At 54.3% G+C, this 17,686-nt stretch carries 21 protein-coding genes; 4 read left to right on the top strand and 17 right to left on the bottom strand.

Going from position 1 to position 17,686, the window contains the following annotated elements:
• Positions 1–16 precede the first annotated feature (16 nt).
• Together ACLGE8_RS08710 and ACLGE8_RS08705 are read right to left on the bottom strand one after the other, a co-directional pair.
• Positions 17–178, bottom strand: a complete 162-nt coding sequence (locus tag ACLGE8_RS08710; protein ID WP_410997956.1) for a hypothetical protein — start codon at positions 176–178, stop codon at positions 17–19.
• Positions 179–204: 26 nt separating this feature from the next.
• Positions 205–906 carry a pirin family protein gene (locus ACLGE8_RS08705; RefSeq protein WP_410997954.1) on the bottom strand — a complete coding sequence of 234 codons (702 nt, stop codon included), beginning with the start codon at positions 904–906 and terminating at the stop codon, positions 205–207.
• A 104-nt stretch (positions 907–1,010) separates the two neighbouring features.
• On the opposite strand from ACLGE8_RS08705, the gene ACLGE8_RS08700 reads away from it, so the two are divergent.
• Positions 1,011–1,907: a LysR family transcriptional regulator gene (locus ACLGE8_RS08700; RefSeq protein ID WP_185667865.1), complete on the top strand. Its 897-nt coding sequence runs from the start codon at positions 1,011–1,013 to the stop codon at positions 1,905–1,907.
• 104 nt (positions 1,908–2,011) lie between these two features.
• Here the strand turns inward: ACLGE8_RS08700 and ACLGE8_RS08695 are convergent, their stop codons facing one another.
• The 11 genes from ACLGE8_RS08695 to ACLGE8_RS08645 form a co-directional block, all read right to left on the bottom strand.
• Positions 2,012–2,377 (bottom strand): DUF805 domain-containing protein, encoded by a 366-nt coding sequence (locus ACLGE8_RS08695; RefSeq protein WP_410997952.1) that lies wholly within the window; start codon positions 2,375–2,377, stop codon positions 2,012–2,014.
• Positions 2,378–2,506: 129 nt separating this feature from the next.
• Positions 2,507–3,493, bottom strand: a complete 987-nt coding sequence (locus ACLGE8_RS08690; RefSeq protein ID WP_410997950.1) for a glutathione S-transferase family protein — start codon at positions 3,491–3,493, stop codon at positions 2,507–2,509.
• A 70-nt stretch (positions 3,494–3,563) separates the two neighbouring features.
• Complete coding sequence (locus ACLGE8_RS08685; protein WP_064542109.1) at positions 3,564–3,956, bottom strand: DoxX family protein; 393 nt, start codon at positions 3,954–3,956, stop codon at positions 3,564–3,566.
• Positions 3,957–4,148: 192 nt separating this feature from the next.
• Positions 4,149–4,439: a YqjK-like family protein gene (locus tag ACLGE8_RS08680; RefSeq protein ID WP_410997948.1), complete on the bottom strand. Its 291-nt coding sequence runs from the start codon at positions 4,437–4,439 to the stop codon at positions 4,149–4,151.
• A complete protein-coding gene (locus ACLGE8_RS08675) occupies positions 4,436–4,834 on the bottom strand; it encodes a phage holin family protein (RefSeq protein ID WP_410997946.1) in 399 nt (132 codons plus the stop codon). The genes ACLGE8_RS08680 and ACLGE8_RS08675 overlap by 4 nt, the downstream gene beginning before the upstream one ends.
• Positions 4,835–4,836: 2 nt before the next feature.
• Positions 4,837–5,142 carry a YqjD family protein gene (locus ACLGE8_RS08670; protein ID WP_185667870.1) on the bottom strand — a complete coding sequence of 102 codons (306 nt, stop codon included), beginning with the start codon at positions 5,140–5,142 and terminating at the stop codon, positions 4,837–4,839.
• 26 nt (positions 5,143–5,168) lie between these two features.
• Positions 5,169–5,537 (bottom strand): DUF1090 domain-containing protein, encoded by a 369-nt coding sequence (locus ACLGE8_RS08665; protein WP_185667871.1) that lies wholly within the window; start codon positions 5,535–5,537, stop codon positions 5,169–5,171.
• Positions 5,538–5,684: 147 nt separating this feature from the next.
• The gene (gene mzrA, locus ACLGE8_RS08660; RefSeq protein ID WP_410997944.1) at positions 5,685–6,065 is read right to left on the bottom strand and encodes an EnvZ/OmpR regulon moderator MzrA; all 381 of its coding nucleotides are present in this window, start codon (positions 6,063–6,065) and stop codon (positions 5,685–5,687) included.
• Position 6,066: 1 nt separating this feature from the next.
• Positions 6,067–6,729, bottom strand: coding sequence for a DedA family general envelope maintenance protein YqjA (gene yqjA, locus ACLGE8_RS08655; RefSeq protein ID WP_333496213.1), 663 nt, complete (start codon positions 6,727–6,729; stop codon positions 6,067–6,069).
• Positions 6,730–7,033: 304 nt separating this feature from the next.
• Positions 7,034–7,810 carry a transcriptional regulator ExuR gene (exuR, locus tag ACLGE8_RS08650; protein WP_185667874.1) on the bottom strand — a complete coding sequence of 259 codons (777 nt, stop codon included), beginning with the start codon at positions 7,808–7,810 and terminating at the stop codon, positions 7,034–7,036.
• A gap of 129 nt (positions 7,811–7,939) precedes the next feature.
• Complete coding sequence (locus ACLGE8_RS08645) at positions 7,940–9,244, bottom strand: MFS transporter (RefSeq protein ID WP_410997941.1); 1,305 nt, start codon at positions 9,242–9,244, stop codon at positions 7,940–7,942.
• Between the two features lie 475 nt (positions 9,245–9,719).
• On the opposite strand from ACLGE8_RS08645, the gene uxaC reads away from it, so the two are divergent.
• The 3 genes from uxaC (at position 9,720) to ACLGE8_RS08630 (ending at position 13,267) form a co-directional block, all read left to right on the top strand.
• Complete coding sequence (gene uxaC / locus ACLGE8_RS08640; protein ID WP_185667876.1) at positions 9,720–11,132, top strand: glucuronate isomerase; 1,413 nt, start codon at positions 9,720–9,722, stop codon at positions 11,130–11,132.
• Between the two features lie 14 nt (positions 11,133–11,146).
• Positions 11,147–12,634 carry a UxaA family hydrolase gene (locus ACLGE8_RS08635; protein WP_410997939.1) on the top strand — a complete coding sequence of 496 codons (1,488 nt, stop codon included), beginning with the start codon at positions 11,147–11,149 and terminating at the stop codon, positions 12,632–12,634.
• An 81-nt stretch (positions 12,635–12,715) separates the two neighbouring features.
• Positions 12,716–13,267: a YgjV family protein gene (locus ACLGE8_RS08630; RefSeq protein ID WP_220440913.1), complete on the top strand. Its 552-nt coding sequence runs from the start codon at positions 12,716–12,718 to the stop codon at positions 13,265–13,267.
• Between the two features lie 19 nt (positions 13,268–13,286).
• On the opposite strand, the gene sstT is transcribed toward ACLGE8_RS08630, so the two are convergent.
• The 4 genes from sstT to ACLGE8_RS08610 all read right to left on the bottom strand — a co-directional run bounded on the left by sstT (position 13,287) and on the right by ACLGE8_RS08610 (position 17,620).
• On the bottom strand, positions 13,287–14,534 hold the full coding sequence (gene sstT / locus ACLGE8_RS08625; protein ID WP_410997937.1) for a serine/threonine transporter SstT: 1,248 nt from the start codon (positions 14,532–14,534) through the stop codon (positions 13,287–13,289).
• Between the two features lie 284 nt (positions 14,535–14,818).
• Positions 14,819–15,787, bottom strand: coding sequence for a TerC family protein (locus ACLGE8_RS08620; RefSeq protein WP_410997935.1), 969 nt, complete (start codon positions 15,785–15,787; stop codon positions 14,819–14,821).
• A gap of 273 nt (positions 15,788–16,060) precedes the next feature.
• On the bottom strand, positions 16,061–17,047 hold the full coding sequence (locus tag ACLGE8_RS08615) for a Gfo/Idh/MocA family protein (RefSeq protein ID WP_410997933.1): 987 nt from the start codon (positions 17,045–17,047) through the stop codon (positions 16,061–16,063).
• A gap of 72 nt (positions 17,048–17,119) precedes the next feature.
• Positions 17,120–17,620, bottom strand: a complete 501-nt coding sequence (locus tag ACLGE8_RS08610) for a M48 family metallopeptidase (RefSeq protein ID WP_333012258.1) — start codon at positions 17,618–17,620, stop codon at positions 17,120–17,122.
• Positions 17,621–17,686 lie beyond the last annotated feature (66 nt).

The following is a 17,686-nucleotide window of genomic DNA, read 5'->3' as shown; positions in this document are numbered from 1 at the left end:
TGGCCGGGGCATCTTCTCAGGCGGCGTGTTCTTCTGCCTGATGACGTTCTGCTTCACACACAATCGCTTCCAGCTCGTTTAGCATCTCTTCAAAACCAAACGCTTTCGGTGTGTTGACCGGCTGTGGTGCTTTAACGACGACGGCCTTGTGCTGCTTTTTGTTGTTTCGCTTACTCATTTTGTCTTCGGTGTCCCTGAAAATCGTTACACCGGTAAATCTATCAGCAAAGCGCGCAGCGGGGTATCAGCCACCAGTGTGATATTGCTCTCATCGCGGATAAATGCGCCATCGCCGCAGGTCAGCGACTGCTTTTCTGCCTCGTGAGCCAACGCGTGAACCGTGCCATGAATCGACTGCAGATAGGCACGTGGCCCGTGCAGTTGCAGGCTGACCTGTTCGCCTTTGGCAAGCTCGATATGGTGCAGCCATACCTGCTGGCGCAGCTGAAGACTATGCTGGCTGCCGTCCGGTGAGGCTAACAGTTGGTGATCGGTCTCTTTCAGTTTGATCTTCTGCACACGCGAGTTTTCGCGTTCTGGGCAGGCGTCGAGCCAGATTTGCATCCGGGTTAACGGCTTGTCTTTACTCAGATTATGCTCGCTGTAGCTCACGCCTTGCTGAGTGGCGATCAGCAGCGCTTCACCGGCTTTGGCGTGAATATGGTGGCCTTCGCTATCGCGGTACTCCGCTTCACCTTCCAGAATCAGATTCAGAATATCGACTTTTGGATAGGTACGTGGCTGGAAAGAGGCACCCGGTGCCAGCACTTCCTGATTCAACACGCGCAGTGAGGCGTAGCCCAAGAGCTTCGGATCAAAGTAGTGCCCAAAAGAGAAGGTGTAGCGAGCCTGCAGCCAACCGAAGTCTGCCTGTCCGCACTGTTTCGCTGTTCTTGTGGTAATCATCTTCTTGACCCTCCTTTACACTAAATCAATGGTAAAGGTATGGACGCTGCATTGTTAGCCAGATATTCTGCCCGGTATGTTCAAATTTACTGAATGAGCGCGCTATGGCCAAAGAGAGAGCACTGACGCTAGAAGCACTACGAGTAATGGACGCGATTGATAGACGCGGAAGCTTTGCCGCCGCGGCTGATGAGCTTGGACGCGTGCCTTCGGCATTAAGCTACACCATGCAAAAGCTGGAAGAAGAGCTGGACGTGGTGCTGTTTGACCGCTCGGGTCATCGAACAAAATTCACTAACGTAGGGCGCATGCTGCTGGAACGCGGTCGCGTGCTGCTGGAAGCCGCCGATAAGCTGACCACTGATGCCGAAGCGCTGGCTCGCGGCTGGGAAACCCACCTCACCATCGTAGCAGAAGCGTTGATCCCAACTTCCGCGCTGTTCCCGCTGGTGGAAAAGCTGGCGACCAAATCCAATACCCAACTGTCGATTATTACCGAAGTGCTGGCAGGGGCCTGGGAGCGCCTGGAGCAGGGGCGGGCGGATATCGTGATTGCGCCGGATATGCATTTCCGCTCATCGACGGAGATTAACTCCCGCAAGCTCTATTCGGTGATGAACGTTTATGTTGCCGCGCCGGATCATCCGATTCATCAGGAAGCCGAGCCGTTGTCGGAAGTGACGCGCGTGAAGTATCGCGGCGTAGCGATTGCCGACACCGCCCGCGAACGTCCGGTGCTGACGGTACAGCTGCTGGATAAGCAGCCGCGTTTAACGGTGACGTCGATGGAAGAGAAGCGTCAGGCGCTGTTAGCTGGCCTGGGCGTGGCGACCATGCCGTATCCGATGGTCGAAGAGGATATTGCGCAGGGACGTTTGCGCGTGGTGAGCCCGGAATACACCAGCGAGATTGATATCATCATGGCCTGGCGTCGCGACAGTATGGGCGAAGCGAAGTCCTGGTGTCTGCGTGAGATTCAAAAGCTGTTAACCGCGAAGTAGAGTTGTAGGCCGGATAAGGCGTTTACGCCGCCATCCGGCAATCAGCGCTGAATGCCTGATGGCGCTGCGCTTATCAGGCCTACAAGACTTATCAGGCCTACATATCAGGAAAGACGCTTCGGATCCGGCCCGAAACGGTTGTCGCCAGGCGTTCCTTTCTGGCAGTTAAAGATGATTATCACAATCCAGCCTATCACCGGAATGATCAGCAGCAGCAGCCACCACGCCGAGCGATCGGTGTCGTGCAGTCGGCGGAACTGCACTGCCCACCACGGAATAAACACCAGAATGCCGTAAATAGTGGTGAGGATCCCTTCGCCGCCCGCGCGCTGCCAGCCCAGCATCTTGTCTACCACCCCCAGCACGAACGTCAAAATGACGTTCACCAGAATGAACATCCAGTACTCTTTGCGACGGGCGCGGCCGCCAAACCCAATGTAATTACGTAGAACGTTGAGATACCAATCCATTTTTATGCCTCAGTTGATCATTAATCACTTGTTTTTAAAGCGATCAAGCTAAGGATAGTCGTGAATGAAAAGGTGGTAAATATTGATCGTGTGAATTAATAGGGCATCGAGAACCGATGCCCGGTGTGCTTAGCGGAAACGCTCGTCGCGGCCGTGCGGCTCTTCCAGATCCTGCCATGGCCCGATGGAGATAATCCCGGTCGGGTTGATCGTTTTGTGGCTACGGAAGTAGTGGTTGCGGATATGGTCGAAGTCGACGGTTTCAGCGATACCCGGCATCTGGTAGATATCACGCAGGAAGCCGTGCAGGTTCAGATAGTCGCTGATGCGATGCTTATCGCACTTAAAGTGGGTCACGTAGACCGGATCGAAGCGGATAAGCGTCGTCCACAGGCGAATATCGGCTTCGGTAAGCTGATTACCGGTCAGATAGCGATGCTGGCCGAGGATCTTCTCCAGACGATCCAGCGAGCTAAAGACTTTTTCGACGGCATCATCATAGGCCGCCTGGCTGGTGGCGAAACCGGCTTTGTAGACCCCGTTGTTCACGGTGTCGTAGATCCAACTATTCAGCTCGTCAATCTGCTCACGTAGCGCGACCGGATAGTAATCACCCGCTTTGGCGCCCAGCGCATCAAAGGCGGTATTGAACATGCGAATGATCTCCGCAGATTCGTTGCTGACGATGGTCTGGTTCTTTTTATCCCACAGCACCGGCACGGTGACGCGCCCGGAGTAGCTGGAATCGGCATGCTGGTAGAGCTGATAAAGGAACTGATGCTGATAAAGCGTATCGCCAGTGGCGGCCGGGAAATCGGCATCGAAGGTCCAGCCATTTTCCAGCATCAGCGGGTTGACGACGGAAACCGAGATAAACGGCTCCAGCCCTTTGAGCTTACGCAGGATCAGCGTGCGATGCGCCCACGGACAGGCAAGGGAGACGTACAGGTGATAGCGATCCTTCTCGGCGGCAAAACCACCGTTGCCGGTCGGGCCCGGCTCGCCGTCGGCGGTCAGCCAGTTGCGAAAGGCGGAAACCGAACGCTGGAAACGTCCACCGGTGGATTTGGTGTCATACCAGACGTCCTGCCAGACGCCATCGATCAATTGTCCCATGATGTTCTCCTCCAGATAGCAAAAGCGAGGAGATATCTCCTCGCTTTTTTATTCATTCAGTATAGTGCGCTTACCACTTTTTATTCAGCACGCGGTCGATGCTGAATGCGCCTGGACCGGTGATACCCAGCAGCAGGTAGCCGCCAGCGATGGTCAGGTTTTTCATAAACATCAGCGAGTTCATGCCTTCAGCAAAGTTGCTGTGGAAGATGAAGGCGGTCAGCAGGGTGAAGCCTGCAGTGAACAGCGCGGTGGTACGAGTCAGGAAACCGAACAGAATCGCCAGACCGCCGCCAAACTCAAGCAGAATGGTCAGTGGCAGCAGGAAACCTGGGACACCCATTGCTTCCATATACTGCTGCGTACCCGCATACCCGGTGATTTTGCCCCAGCCTGCGGTGATAAACAGAATCGGCATCAGAATACGTGCGACCAGGAAACCAATATCTTCTAATTTTTTCATCTTTCTCTCCAGAGAACCTTGCGGGCAGTTAAACCGTTTTATTGAGCGTTTACACGTTGATAGCGCGTAGCGGCTGTCGATGGAGAGAAATATAACTGTGGTGTATAACAATTGTTAGCAAGGAAAACTGTTGAAGTTCTTCAAAGAATCTGAGCAATGAGGTATGGCAGTGGAAAAGAAGAAGGGCCAAGGCTAAACGGAACGACGCAGGATATTCCTGACCATGCGCCAGGTGCTCCAGATGCCCAGCCCACGACGGCCCCAGCGCACCAGAAAACGCGGATGGCGTAGAGAGACCACAGCCATCGCGCTGCTGGCGACCATTACCCATGAGCGCAGGCTCACAAGTCGGCCCCAGCCGCGATCGTAAGGTTGCGTGGCTTCAAGCCAATCGCGACGGCTGGCGATGAGATCCAGCCGTTGTTGTTGAATTTCCCGCAGCAAATAGGCTTTGCGTTCCTCTCGCTCCTGACGTGGATTCATGGTTTATCATCCTCCAGCAGGGCGCGATCGTTAGCCAGCTCGTGGCGAGTGTGGCGAAGCAGCGTGGAACGACGAGCTTTGCGCAGGGTCCATATTCCGCCAATCAGCGCAAGCAGCAGCAGCGTAGCCGTGGTGGCGATCATCACGATAAGACGATACTGCGGATCGACTGCCCAAATTATCAGCACCAGCAGGCTCATCAGGCCGAAAGCGGTAAACAGCAGGGTAAGCCCGGCCATTAACAGGATCTGGATGAGGTTGGCTTTCTCCTCTTCCAGCTCAACGACCGCTAAGCGCAGCCGCGTTTCGACCATCTGGACCACGAGGGTCACTATGCGCTGGCCGATGCCGAGAATGTTCTTTCCCGGCCCCGGCGCGTGTTGAGATTGACTCATGCTTAGCGACGCGTCAGCAGGACGCCCAGCACCAGCCCGACAGCTGCACCAATACCGACGCCGGTCCATGGGTTTTCACGCACGTAGCCGTCGGCTTTCGCCGCCGCTTCACGCGTTTGCTTCGTCAGCACTTCACCCGCTTCGCCCAAGCGGTCACGGCTCTCTTTGAGCGCGCTCTCTGCTTTACTGCGCAGCTTGCTCATCTCCTCTTTGGATTTGTCGGTGGAAGCATTCAGGACTTCTTCCAGGGTATCGGACAGGGCCTTCAGCTCTGCGCGTAACTGATCTGATGTCGAATCTTTAGCCATCGTATCTCTCCTTTAAGGATTTCCACTCAATATGCGCGGGATTCCAGCGCGTTAAGTTCTTTTTTGGCTTCCTGCAGCTTATGCTCGCGTTTCGCCACTTTATCCGCATCGCCTTTCTGCTCTGCTTCCTTCAGATCCTGCTCGCGCTCGCGAACTTCATCCTTCTGTTCCGCAATTTTTTCCTGATGATCGGCGCGAAGCTTGCTGTCAGTACAGTGTGCCTGGACTTCGCTCAGTGCCTTTTTCAGGCCGTCGATACGGTGCTGATTGTTATGCTTTTCGGCATAGCCAATCTCACGCTGAATGTCCTGCTCTTTTTCCTGACACAGTGATGTTGCTGCTGCGCTCGCACTAAGAGACGCGAGGGCAAGAGCAAGAACGATGCGGTATTTCATGTATGAACCTTCCATTGTGCGTAGTACATGTGCATGTACTTTTTCCGGTATGTGGGCAGCGCCGCTGCGTCACCCACAATACTAAGCATAGTAAGTAAAATACAAAATCACCAAAGCGGGTGAAAGTATTCGGAATCCTGGAAGTGGCTAACCAAATCGATGCGAGGTATCACGAAGAAGGGACAGCCAGCTTGCCGGGTTGTTATCTTCATCCTGCAGCGCAATGACGTAGACGTGCGGCAGGGTATTATCCAGCACGCGCTTCGCTGCGGCGCTCTGTTCGCTGGATTCAAAGGTAATCAATAAAGCATCATCTTTCGGCGTGATGCTCTTAAAGCGAATGCCGTTAGCATCCAGATGATGAGAAATGGAGAAGCCGTCGGGCATGCTGGCCTGATTCATCGGGCGAATGGCCAGCGTAGACTCTTCGCGCTGAAGTGCGGCCCATAGCCAAAGCATGAGACATAGCGCCAGCATCATGCCCAGGCTAATGGCAAATCGACGTAGCAGAATGCGGTTTGCTACCATCTTAGCCCCGATTACCGTATTTCTTTTTCCACACCACGGCCAGTGAACCGATCAGGCCGACGACCAGCAGCACCACCGGTAGCAGCATCAGGCACGACATTAGCGCGTCTTCGTATTTCTGGAATACCGGGGTTTTACCCAGCAGATAGCCAAGAGTGGTCAGAATCAGTACCCACAGCAGGCCGCTCATCCAGTTGAAGAACTGGAAACGCGCGTTGTTCAGACCTGAGATCCCGGCAATGGTGGGCAGCAGGGTACGAACGAACGCGATAAAGCGGCCAATCAACAGTGCGGAAAGCCCATGTTTATGGAACAGATGGTGCGCGCGCTGGTGATAGTGGGCGGGAAGGTGTGAAAGCCAGTTCTGGACGATACGGGTATTGCCCAGCCACTTGCCCTGAATATAGCTAAGCCAGCAGCCGAGGCTGGCGGCGACGGTCAGCAAAAGAACCGTTTGTGGAAAGCCCATTGCGCCTTTAGCAATCAGTACGCCGACCAGCACCAGCAGGCTATCGCCCGGTAAAAACGCGGCCGGCAGCAAACCGTTCTCAAGGAACAGAATCATAAATAAGACAAAATAGAGCATGCCGATCATGGACGGATTAGCGAGAGTTTCGAAATCCTGGCTCCACAAGGCATTTAAGAGTTGGGTTAGTAGTTCCATTCACGATTCCTGGTACATCGATTAACGTAATGCCTGAACGCGCTGCGACGGTCTTTGCTTGTTTCTATTTTAATAGCATCGCGGTAAATACGCGCTGAACAGTCCTTGTTTTGGCAAAATAATCTACTGCTGAACAACAAAAAGGCAAAATGCATGCAATTGTAACAAATGCGCGGTTTTCCGTCATAGAAATTGCAATTTGTTGCAGAGTGATTTTGCGGTTTCGGGCGGGGAGTGGCTAGGGGATTTACAAAGGCTTACCCACGCGAAAAGCCAGGTAAGCCATGATAAGTGACAAGGGCGCTTATTTGCCGCCGATAGCGACCGTATCGAGGTGAACTACCGGGTTTTCCGCAAACAGATAGCGGTCGGCGTTGAACTCAAAATCATCGCTGGTTTCGTTGAACAGCATCAGTTTGGTGTTCTCCAGATGCTGCCACATGGCAATTTTTGCCGCGTGCGGATCTTTGCGAATCAGCGCTTTCAGGATCTGATCGTGATCGTCACACCAGTTATCTACGGTACGAGCGTCGATATGGTCGTGGAGTTTTTTCCAGTATGGGTTGTGCACGCGCTGGGTCCACATTTTTTCGACGATGGCCGCAAGCGCGGTGTTTTGTGTCGCCAGAGCAACCTGCACGTGGAACTGGAGATCCCACTGGGAGTCGCGGAAACACTGCTCTTTGCGTGCATTTTCCTGGATCTCCATCAGCTTCATGATGTCCTGCTTGGTGACCTGGGTGGCAGCGAACTCTGCGATGTTGCTCTCAATCAGCTGACGTGCCTGCAGCAGCTCAAACGGGCCGTAGTTGGCAAACTCCAGCGTTTCGTCCGGCATCTGGTGGTATTTCGGCTGATTGGAAATGACGTGAATGCCGGAGCCTTTTCGTACTTCAACATACCCTTCCACCTCCAGCATGATGATGGCTTCGCGAACCACGGTACGGCTGACGCTTTTTTCATCGGCAATAAAGCGCTCCGCAGGCAGTTTATCGCCCACAAGGTAGACGCCTTGCTCAATGCGTTCTTTTAGTTCAGCGGCTAATTGCTGATACAAGCGACGTGCGTCGGCGATTTCCATATGCTCTCCAGGCAGGGTACGGCAGATTAAATTTGTTATACCACTTTTACGAGCAGCTAACCACATTATGACATGAAAAAAGCCGCCTGGAACAAGGCGGCTTTTGGGAAAACAGACATCCGTTACAGATTAGTTTTGCGTGGCCTGCTGCGTCGGGCTATTCGCGCCGGATTGACCGTCGTCTGCCTGCTTATTCTGCAGCACGGTCCAGATAACCACTGCGCCTAACAGGTCGAAGATAGCCAGGACTGCAAACAGCGGGCTGAAGCCGATGGTGTCTGCCAGCGCACCGACGACCAGAGCAAACATGGTGCTCGCCATCCACGCCGCCATCCCGGTCAGACCGTTCGCGGTTGCTACTTCGTTACGACCGAAGACGTCAGAAGAAAGCGTAATCAGCGCGCCGGACAGGGACTGGTGAGCAAAGCCACCGAGGCACAGCAGAGCGATTGCAATGTATGGGCTGGTGAACAGACCGATCATCCCTGGGCCAATCATCAGCAGGGCACCCATGGTGACAACCATTTTACGAGACACAATCAGGTTCACACCAAACCAGCGCTGGAACAGCGGCGGCAGGTAACCACCCAGTACGCAGCCTACGTCAGCGAACAGCATTGGCATCCACGCAAACATCGCGATTTCTTTCAGGTCGAAGCCGTAGACTTTGAACATGAACAGTGGGATCCAGGCGTTGAAGGTACCCCAGGCTGGCTCAGCCAGGAAACGCGGCAGGGCGATACCCCAGAAGCGACGGGTCTGAATGATCTGCCATGGCGACATTTTCTTCGCGTTGTTGGTCTGGTGCTGTGCTTCCTGACCACCAATGATGTAATCACGTTCTTCGTCAGTTAATTTCTTCTGATCGCGTGGGTGTTTGTAGAAGATGAGCCAGGACATTGCCCAGATGAAGCTCAGCGCACCGGAGATAATGAACGCCATCTGCCAGCTGTGCATCACGATAGCCCAGACCACCAGCGGTGGAGCAATCATGCCGCCGATAGACGAACCGACGTTAAAGTAACCTACCGCGATAGAACGCTCTTTCGCCGGGAACCACTCGGAGCTGGCTTTCAGACCCGCAGGGATCATTGCCGCTTCAGCCGCACCGACCGCACCACGTGCGATGGCCAGGCCGCCCCAGCTGCCTGCTAGCGCAGTCGCGCCGCAGAAAACAGCCCAGGCAATGGCGAAGAAGGCGTAGCCGATTTTGGTACCCAGAATGTCCAGAACGTAGCCGGCAACCGGCTGCATCACGGTGTAAGCTGCAGAGTAAGCAGCGATGATGTAAGAGTATTGCTGTGTGGAAATGTGCAGCTCAGCCATCAGAGTCGGCGCAGCTGCCGCCACGGTATTACGTGTCAGGTAGCCCAGCACGGTGCCCATCGTCACCAGTGCGATCATGTACCAACGTAACCCTTTAATTTTACGCATGTAAACCTCATCGTGTTGTTATAACTGCGAGTCCTGCAGCCATCCTCCCGTGTTGCCGGAAGATGTCATTCTCGAAGGGGCTTACCGGAGTTAACTTCCCGGTACGGCCCGAACTTGCCAGTAAGTACGCGTGCTGAATTCGGTATCCGTACCGCTCAATCAGGTGTCTGTATCGACCACGGCTACTACATTCCGTCGTTCAATGTGTTTCGACGGGGTGCAAGATAACTTGTCATACAACTTTAAAAGGTGAATACCGTCACAAAAGAGGTATTTTCCGTACGGTTTAAGGGGTAGATAGGGCAGGCCAGGCGCGGCGCGGGTTGCAGGGGCGTTTCGTCATTTTTTCTGTCATTTTTTGTCAGGGTTTATTGATCTAACTCACGAAAAAATCTTCGGTTGAACGAAATTGGTGTGATAACTTTGACAGCATTACAGATAAACATCTGACCCACTCGTTGAGAGGAAGACGATAATGACCCCGTTCATGACTGAAGATTTTCTGTTAGACACCGAATTTGCTCGCCGTTTGTACCACGACTACGCAAAAGATCAGCCGATTTTCGACTATCACTGCCACCTGCCACCACAGCAGGTTGCGGAAGACTATCGTTTTAAAAACCTGTATGACATCTGGCTGAAAGGCGACCACTACAAGTGGCGCGCAATGCGTACCAACGGCGTAGCGGAACGCCTGTGTACCGGCGATGCGTCTGACCGCGAGAAGTTTGACGCGTGGGCAGCCACCGTGCCGCACACCATCGGTAACCCGTTATACCACTGGACTCACCTCGAACTGCGTCGCCCATTCGGCATCACCGGTAAACTGCTGTCGCCGTCTACCGCTGGCGAAATCTGGGATGAGTGCAACGAGCTGCTGGCTCAGGACAAATTCTCCGCGCGCGGCATCATGAAGCAGATGAACGTGAAAATGGTCGGCACCACCGATGACCCGATCGATTCTCTGGAACATCATGCGGCCGTCGCGAAAGACGGTTCCTTTGACGTGAAAGTGCTGCCGAGCTGGCGCCCGGATAAAGCGTTCAACATTGAACTGGCAACCTTCAACGACTACATGGCAAAACTGGGTGAAGTGTCTGACACCGACATCCGTCGCTTTGCTGACCTGCAGACTGCGCTGACTAAGCGTCTGGATCACTTCGCCGCTCACGGCTGTAAAGTGTCCGATCACGCGCTGGACGTTGTGCTGTTCGCGGAATCTAACGAAGCGGAACTGGATAGCATCCTGGCACGTCGCCTGGCCGGTGAAACCCTGAGCGAGCACGAAGTCGCCCAGTTCAAAACCGCCGTTCTGGTCTTCCTGGGTGCGGAATACGCTCGTCGCGAATGGGTACAGCAGTACCACATCGGCGCGCTGCGTAATAACAACCTGCGCCAGTTCAAACTGCTGGGTGCGGACGTCGGCTTCGACTCCATCAACGACCGCCCAATGGCGGAAGAGCTGTCTAAACTGCTGAGCAAGCAGAACGAACAGAACCTGCTGCCAAAAACCATTCTGTACTGCCTGAACCCACGCGATAACGAAGTGCTGGGCACCATGATCGGTAACTTCCAGGGTGAAGGTATGCCGGGCAAGATGCAGTTCGGTTCCGGCTGGTGGTTCAACGATCAGAAAGACGGTATGGAACGCCAGATGACTCAGCTGGCACAGCTGGGCCTGCTGAGCCGCTTCGTGGGTATGTTGACCGATAGCCGTAGCTTCCTGTCTTACACCCGTCACGAATACTTCCGTCGTATTCTGTGCCAGATGATCGGCCGCTGGGTTGCCGCGGGCGAAGCGCCTGCCGACATCCAACTGCTGGGTGAGATGGTGAAAAACATTTGCTTTAACAATGCGCGTGATTACTTCGCCATTGAACTGAACTAAGGTCTGGGGTTGGTATGCAATACATCAAGATCCATGCGCTGGATAACGTCGCAGTCGCGCTCGCTGATTTGGCCGAAGGAACCGACGTCACCGTTGATGGGCAGGTGATTACCCTGCGTCAGGCGGTAACACGTGGCCACAAGTTCGCCTTAAGCAACATTGCGAAGGGTGAAAACGTCATTAAATACGGTTTACCTATTGGTCATACGCTGGTGGATGTGGCAGCGGGCGAGCATATTCATGCTCATAACACGCGCACCAATCTCAGCGATCTGGACACGTATAGCTACCAACCTGATTTCCAGGCAGAGGTTGCCCAGCCCGTCGATCGTGACGTGCAGATCTACCGCCGTGCGAACGGTGACGTGGGCGTGCGTAACGAACTCTGGATCCTGCCGACCGTTGGCTGCGTTAACGCCATGGCTCGCCAGATGCAGAACCGTTTCCTGAAAGAGACCAACGATGCCGAAGGTATCGATGGCGTTCACCTCTTCAGCCACACCTACGGTTGCTCACAGCTCGGTGACGATCACATCAACACTCGCACCATGCTGCAAAACATGGTGCGTCACCCGAATGCGGGCGCGGTGCTGGTGGTTGGTCTGGGTTGTGAAAACAACCAGGTCGATGCGTTCCGTGAAACCCTTGGCGAGTTCGATCCTGAACGCGTACACTTTATGGTCTGCCAACACCAGGAAGACGAAGTGGAAGCCGGGATCGAACATCTCCATCAGCTGTACAGCGTGATGCGCAATGACAAACGCGAGCCGGGTAAACTGAGCGAGCTGAAGTTTGGTCTGGAGTGCGGCGGGTCTGACGGCCTGTCCGGCATTACCGCCAACCCGATGCTGGGTCGTTTCTCCGACTACGTGATTGCCAACGGCGGCACCACCGTGCTGACCGAAGTGCCGGAAATGTTCGGTGCTGAGCAGCTGCTGATGAGCCACTGTCGTGACGAAGAGACCTTCGGCAAGCTGGTGACCATGGTCAATGACTTTAAGCAGTACTTCATTGCCCATGACCAGCCTATCTACGAGAATCCATCGCCGGGTAACAAAGCGGGCGGTATTACGACGCTGGAAGACAAATCACTGGGCTGCACGCAGAAAGCGGGCTCCAGCAAAGTGGTTGACGTGCTGCGCTACGGCGAACGCCTGAAAACACACGGTCTGAACCTGCTCAGCGCACCGGGTAACGATGCGGTGGCGACCAGTGCCCTGGCGGGCGCGGGCTGTCATATGGTGCTGTTCAGTACCGGTCGCGGTACCCCTTACGGTGGTTTTGTGCCGACGGTGAAAATTGCCACCAACAGCGAACTGGCTGCGAAGAAGAAACACTGGATCGACTTCAATGCTGGCCAACTGATTCACGGTAAAGCGATGCCTCAGCTGTTGGAAGAGTTTGTCGACGTTATCGTCGACTTCGCCAACGGTAAGCAGACCTGCAACGAGCGCAATGATTTCCGCGAACTGGCTATCTTTAAGAGCGGCGTCACGTTGTAATAAAAATGTGATCTGATACGATAAAACGGCGTTTCATTGTGTGAAACGCCGTTTTTTTATGCTGTTTAACAAGGACCTCTCATGACGGCGTATTGGCTGGCCCAGGGCGTTGGCGTTCTGGCATTTATTATCGGTATCACCACCTTCATCAACCGTGATGAACGGCGCTTTAAGTTCCAGCTCTCCCTTTACAGCGCCACCATTGGCGTGCACTTCTTCCTGATGGGGGCCATTCCCGCCGGGATGAGCGCTGAGCTGAACGTTATCCGAACCATTATTTCGGTCTACACGCGCCGGATCTGGGTGATGTTCGTCTTTATTGCGCTGACGCTGATTCTTGGGCTTGGTAAATTGCACCATGCTATGGAACTGTTGCCGATCGCCGGCACGGTGGCCAGTACCTGGGCGTTATTCCGCTGTAAAGGGCTGACGGTACGCTGCGTGATGTGGTGTTCCACGCTTTGCTGGGTGATTCATAACTTCTGGCTTGGCTCGATAGGCGGCACGATGATTGAGGGCAGCTTCCTGGTGATGAACGGCCTGAACATCATTCGCTTCTGGCGGATGCAGCGTAAGGGGATTGACCCGTTTAAGGTCGAGAAGAAGGTACAGGAAGAGAACCCCTCCGCCTGATGGCGAAGGGGTAAGAGTATTAGCTACGCAGGGCGTTCTTCGCCAGACGCTCGTCTTCCGCCTGGCAGGCTGCTGCGGTGAACAGCACATCGGTTGACGAGTTGAGCGCCGTTTCGCAGGAGTCCTGCAGCACGCCGATAATAAAGCCGACCGCCACTACCTGCATGGCAATATCGTTCGGAATGCCGAACATATTACAGGCCAGCGGGATCAGCAGCAGAGAACCGCCCGCCACCCCGGATGCCCCACAGGCACACAGCGAAGCCACCACGCTCAACAGCAGTGCGGTAGGTAAATCTACCGGGATCCCCAGCGTATGGACCGCCGCCAGCGTTAATACCGTAATGGTGATTGCTGCCCCGGCCATGTTGATTGTTGCGCCCAGCGGGATGGAGACGGAGTAGGTGTCCCGATCCAGATTGAGTTTTTCACACAGCGCCATATTCACCGGAATATTGGCGGCAGAGCTGCGGGTAAAGAAGGCATACACGCCGCTTTCGCGCAGACAGGCCATGACCAGCGGATACGGGTTGCGGCGAATCTTCCAGAAGACCAGCAGCGGGTTAATCACCAGCGCGACCAGCAGCATACAGCCGATCAGTACCAGCAGCAGCTGCGCATAGCCCCACAGGGTTTCAAAGCCGGTTGTGGCAAGCGTGGAGGAGACTAAACCGAAGATCCCGAGCGGCGCAAAACGAATCACCACTTTGACGATAAAGGTCACCGCATGGGAAATATCGTTGATCAGATTTTTGGTGGTGTCGTTACCGTGGCGTAGCGCAAAACCTAAACCGACGGCCCATACCAGAATGCCGATATAGTTGGCATTCATCAGTGCGGTGATTGGGTTTGATACCATGCTCATCAGCAGACCGTGCAGCACTTCCACGATGCCCGATGGCGGCGCAATATCTTCCGCAGCGGCGCTGAGGTGCAGCGTAGAAGGGAAGAGGAAGCTAAAGAGTACCGCAGTCAGCGCAGCGGCAAAAGTGCCGAGCAGATACAGAAATAGAATCGGACGGATATTGGTTTTTTGCCCCTGCTGGTGATTGGCGATTGAGGCCATGACCAGCATTAATACCAGCACCGGTGCAACGGCTTTCAGCGCGCCGACGAACAGCGTGCCCAACAGGCCAGCGGCGATGGCGGCCGGTTTGGAAACGACGGCCAGCAGAATCCCCAGGATCAGCCCAACCAGAATCTGTTTAACCAGACTGCCGCTGGTTATAAAACGTAAAAAGCCGGGTGATGCGGATGGTTTTGTCATCAATGCATTCCTTAAGTGATGTGTGTTGTCTTTCCAGCGACGTATTATTTGTTACGTTTATGTCTGGATGTAAAAAAGTGTTTGCCGGATCGAGTATAAGGAAAGTCGTGGTTTGGGGAAGTACAAAATGCTGGAATTTACGCCGCACATCATATTTTTTAACTAATAATTTACAATGTGTGACGCAGATTGAAGTATGAATGTAGCCCAGGCGAGGCGTTCACGCCGACCCCGGGGAGGCTCGGTGCCACACCCGGCGTCGCTTTGCTCGGCCGGGCTACGGGTTACATCTTCTGCTTTTTCATATCGTTACGGTGGTTAACCCAAGCGTTGAGGATCAGGGTGAATGCCAGGATCCCGCCGACCACGCCCAGCGATACCGAGATCGGGATATGGTAGAAATCGACGATCAGCATCTTGATACCGATAAACACCAGGATTACCGACAGCCCGTACTTCAGCATCGAGAAGCGCTCAGCCACGCCCGCCAGCAGGAAGTACATCGCACGAAGGCCGAGGATCGCGAACAGGTTAGAAGTCAGCACGATAAACGGATCGGTGGTGACCGCAAAGATAGCCGGGATGCTATCAACCGCGAAGATAACGTCGCTCAACTCCACCAGAATCAACACCAGCAGCAGCGGTGTCGCAAACAGTACGCCGTTCTTACGGGTAAAGAAGTGCTCGTTCTCGATTTTATCGGTCATCCGCAGATGCCCGCGCAGCCAGCGCACCAGCGGTTTATCGCCAATGCCGCCTTCATCTTCCTTCGCCAGCGCCATCTTAATCCCGGTGAACAGCAGGAACGCCCCGAAGAGATACAGCAGCCATTCGAACTGGGAGATAAGCCAGCTTCCCGCGAAGATCATGATAGTACGCAGCACGATCGCGCCCAGTACGCCGTAAACCAGCACACGGCGCTGCAGCGCTGCAGGCACGGAGAAGTAGCTAAACAGCATCAGCCAGACGAAGACGTTGTCCACCGCCAGCGATTTTTCGATCAGGTAACCGGTGAGGAAGGCCAGCGCCTGCGGGTCAGCCACCGCACGGCCCTGAGTTTCCGCCAGATACCACCAGAACGCGGCGTTAAACAGTAATGAGAGGGTGACCCACACCAGCGACCAGGCTGCTGCCTGCTTCATGGACATGGTGTGCGCGCCGCGACGACCCTGCAGGAACAGGTCGATAGCGAGCATAATCACCACAACGACAGCGAACCCGCCCCACAGCAACGGTGTGCCGACTGTATTCATAGAATTTTCCTTACGCATAAAAAAAACGGCTAACGTCAGAAGACGATAGCCGCTGCTTTTTTATGCATAGACCTCGCCTTCCGGCAAGGTCTCACTTACAACTAAAAACGAATGCGGTGGCGCATTCGTTTTCCGTTGCTCGGCGACCGGATACGGTTTTGCACGTATCGTAATGACGATCCACCGACAAGGAAGTTACTCCCCTTTGCACGTAACAAAATATGACAGACCATTGATTTCGTCAATGGTCCGTAACATGTGCTTTACGTTGTTTTACGCGGCAGGGACATCCGCCGGGAAAACAACGCCGGTCTGGCGACGAATTTCCGTCTGAACCTTCGCGGTGATACGGCTCACTTCAAGAGCAGGGTGGTCCACTTCGTTGTTTTCGACCAGGCGCGCAAACTCCTCGGCTTCATACAGCATAGTATTAATATGCTGAGGCTGGCTGAGATCCTGCGCTTTGCTGCCGCGCGGGATAAAGCAGACCTTCTGGCACTCCGAGATCTTCTCGATAACCAGCGCGCCCGCTTCGCCCTGAATCTCACTCGGCAGGGTAGAGTCGCTGACCTTAGAGTGCTGCAACGTCACGCTGAAATCGCCGTAGTCGAGCACCGCGATACCGTGCGCATCGACGCCGCTATCCAGCAGGCTGGCAGACGCCTGTACCTGCTTTGGCTCGCCCCACAGGGCTACCGCGGAGGCCAGGCAGTAGAAACCGATATCCATAATCGAGCCGTTGGAGAAGGCTGGATTAAAGGTATTCGGGTTTTCGCCGTCGAGGTAGCGCTGGTAGCGTGAGGAGTACTGGCAGTAGTTGATAAACGCCTTACGAACCGGGCCAACTTTCTCCAGCGACTGCTGTAAAATCTGGAAGTTAGGCAGGCTGGCAGTTTTGAACGCTTCGAACAGCACCACCTGATTTTCCCGCGCAAGGGCGATAGCCTGCTCGACTTCATGCAGGTTGGAGGCCAGCGGCTTCTCGCAAATCACATGCTTTTTATGCTGTAAAAACAGCTTTGTCTGCGGGAAGTGGAGCGAGTTCGGGCTGGCGATATAAACCGCGTCAATCTCTTCGCTTTGCGCCATGGCGTCCAGCGACGTAAACAGATGTTCGACGGGATAATCGTTGGCGAAGGTCTGTGCCTGCTCAAGGCTGCGGGAATAGACGGCGGTCAACTTGTACTTGCCGGTTTCATGTGCGGCATCGACAAACTGGCGGGTGATCCAGTTTGTCCCAATTACTGCGAAACGTATCATAAACGCCTTCTGGCTCCATAAAGGGATTCTTTCGTCAATGTAACACGCCTTTATGACATTGCCAGTGGGCGACTACGCAGATTCCTTTAACGAAAGATGCGTCAGCCACAAACGTGTATCAAACTCCAGCTGGTGGTACTGCGGCTCCATATGGCAGCACAGCTGATAGAACGCTTTGTCGTGCTCTTTTTCTTTCAGATGCGCCAGTTCGTGCACCACGATCATCTTCAAAAAAGCCTCCGGGGCGTTGCGAAATACGGTCGCCACGCGGATTTCGGCTTTTGCCTTTAGCTTACCGCCCTGCACGCGTGATACCGCCGTATGCAGCCCGAGCGCGTTCTTCAGCACGTGGATCTTATTGTCGTACATGACTTTATTGATCGGCGGCGCGTTACGCAGGAACTGGCTTTTCAGATCCTGGGTGTACTGCCAGAGGGCTTTATCGGTGGCGAAATCGTGGGTACCCGGATAGCGTTTTTCCAGCACCGCCCCCAGACGCTGTTCCGCAATCAGCGTTCTCACTTGAGAAAGTAAATGTTCCGGGTAGCCCTGGAGGTAAGTTAGTTGGTTCATCTTTGCCCATGCCAATCATAAAAAGTGTATACTCACGCACCCTTTTCAGGGATACGCCGAAATTTT

It is taken from the genome of Kluyvera sp. 142486, assembly GCF_046569695.1.
GTDB lineage: Bacteria > Pseudomonadota > Gammaproteobacteria > Enterobacterales > Enterobacteriaceae > Kluyvera.
This window is presented reverse-complemented; position numbering and strand designations above follow the sequence as displayed.

Bases quoted from the DNA above. Each gene is read 5' to 3' on its own strand.
- mzrA (WP_410997944.1), bottom strand. From the start codon at position 6,065: ATGGTAGCAAACCGCATTCTGCTACGTCGATTTGCCATTAGCCTGGGC.
- yqjA (WP_333496213.1), bottom strand. From the start codon at position 6,729: ATGGAACTACTAACCCAACTCTTAAATGCCTTGTGGAGCCAGGATTTC.
- ACLGE8_RS08635 (WP_410997939.1), top strand. From the start codon at position 11,147: ATGCAATACATCAAGATCCATGCGCTGGATAACGTCGCAGTCGCGCTC.
- sstT (WP_410997937.1), bottom strand. From the start codon at position 14,534: ATGACAAAACCATCCGCATCACCCGGCTTTTTACGTTTTATAACCAGC.
- ACLGE8_RS08695 (WP_410997952.1), bottom strand. From the start codon at position 2,377: ATGGATTGGTATCTCAACGTTCTACGTAATTACATTGGGTTTGGCGGC.
- ACLGE8_RS08665 (WP_185667871.1), bottom strand. From the start codon at position 5,537: ATGAAATACCGCATCGTTCTTGCTCTTGCCCTCGCGTCTCTTAGTGCG.
- ACLGE8_RS08680 (WP_410997948.1), bottom strand. From the start codon at position 4,439: ATGAATCCACGTCAGGAGCGAGAGGAACGCAAAGCCTATTTGCTGCGG.
- ACLGE8_RS08705 (WP_410997954.1), bottom strand. From the start codon at position 906: ATGATTACCACAAGAACAGCGAAACAGTGCGGACAGGCAGACTTCGGT.
- exuR (WP_185667874.1), bottom strand. From the start codon at position 7,810: ATGGAAATCGCCGACGCACGTCGCTTGTATCAGCAATTAGCCGCTGAA.
- ACLGE8_RS08630 (WP_220440913.1), top strand. From the start codon at position 12,716: ATGACGGCGTATTGGCTGGCCCAGGGCGTTGGCGTTCTGGCATTTATT.
- ACLGE8_RS08670 (WP_185667870.1), bottom strand. From the start codon at position 5,142: ATGGCTAAAGATTCGACATCAGATCAGTTACGCGCAGAGCTGAAGGCC.
- ACLGE8_RS08610 (WP_333012258.1), bottom strand. From the start codon at position 17,620: ATGAACCAACTAACTTACCTCCAGGGCTACCCGGAACATTTACTTTCT.
- ACLGE8_RS08710 (WP_410997956.1), bottom strand. From the start codon at position 178: ATGAGTAAGCGAAACAACAAAAAGCAGCACAAGGCCGTCGTCGTTAAA.
- ACLGE8_RS08620 (WP_410997935.1), bottom strand. From the start codon at position 15,787: ATGAATACAGTCGGCACACCGTTGCTGTGGGGCGGGTTCGCTGTCGTT.
- ACLGE8_RS08700 (WP_185667865.1), top strand. From the start codon at position 1,011: ATGGCCAAAGAGAGAGCACTGACGCTAGAAGCACTACGAGTAATGGAC.
- ACLGE8_RS08685 (WP_064542109.1), bottom strand. From the start codon at position 3,956: ATGAAAAAATTAGAAGATATTGGTTTCCTGGTCGCACGTATTCTGATG.
- ACLGE8_RS08615 (WP_410997933.1), bottom strand. From the start codon at position 17,047: ATGATACGTTTCGCAGTAATTGGGACAAACTGGATCACCCGCCAGTTT.
- ACLGE8_RS08690 (WP_410997950.1), bottom strand. From the start codon at position 3,493: ATGGGACAATTGATCGATGGCGTCTGGCAGGACGTCTGGTATGACACC.
- uxaC (WP_185667876.1), top strand. From the start codon at position 9,720: ATGACCCCGTTCATGACTGAAGATTTTCTGTTAGACACCGAATTTGCT.
- ACLGE8_RS08645 (WP_410997941.1), bottom strand. From the start codon at position 9,244: ATGCGTAAAATTAAAGGGTTACGTTGGTACATGATCGCACTGGTGACG.
- ACLGE8_RS08675 (WP_410997946.1), bottom strand. From the start codon at position 4,834: ATGAGTCAATCTCAACACGCGCCGGGGCCGGGAAAGAACATTCTCGGC.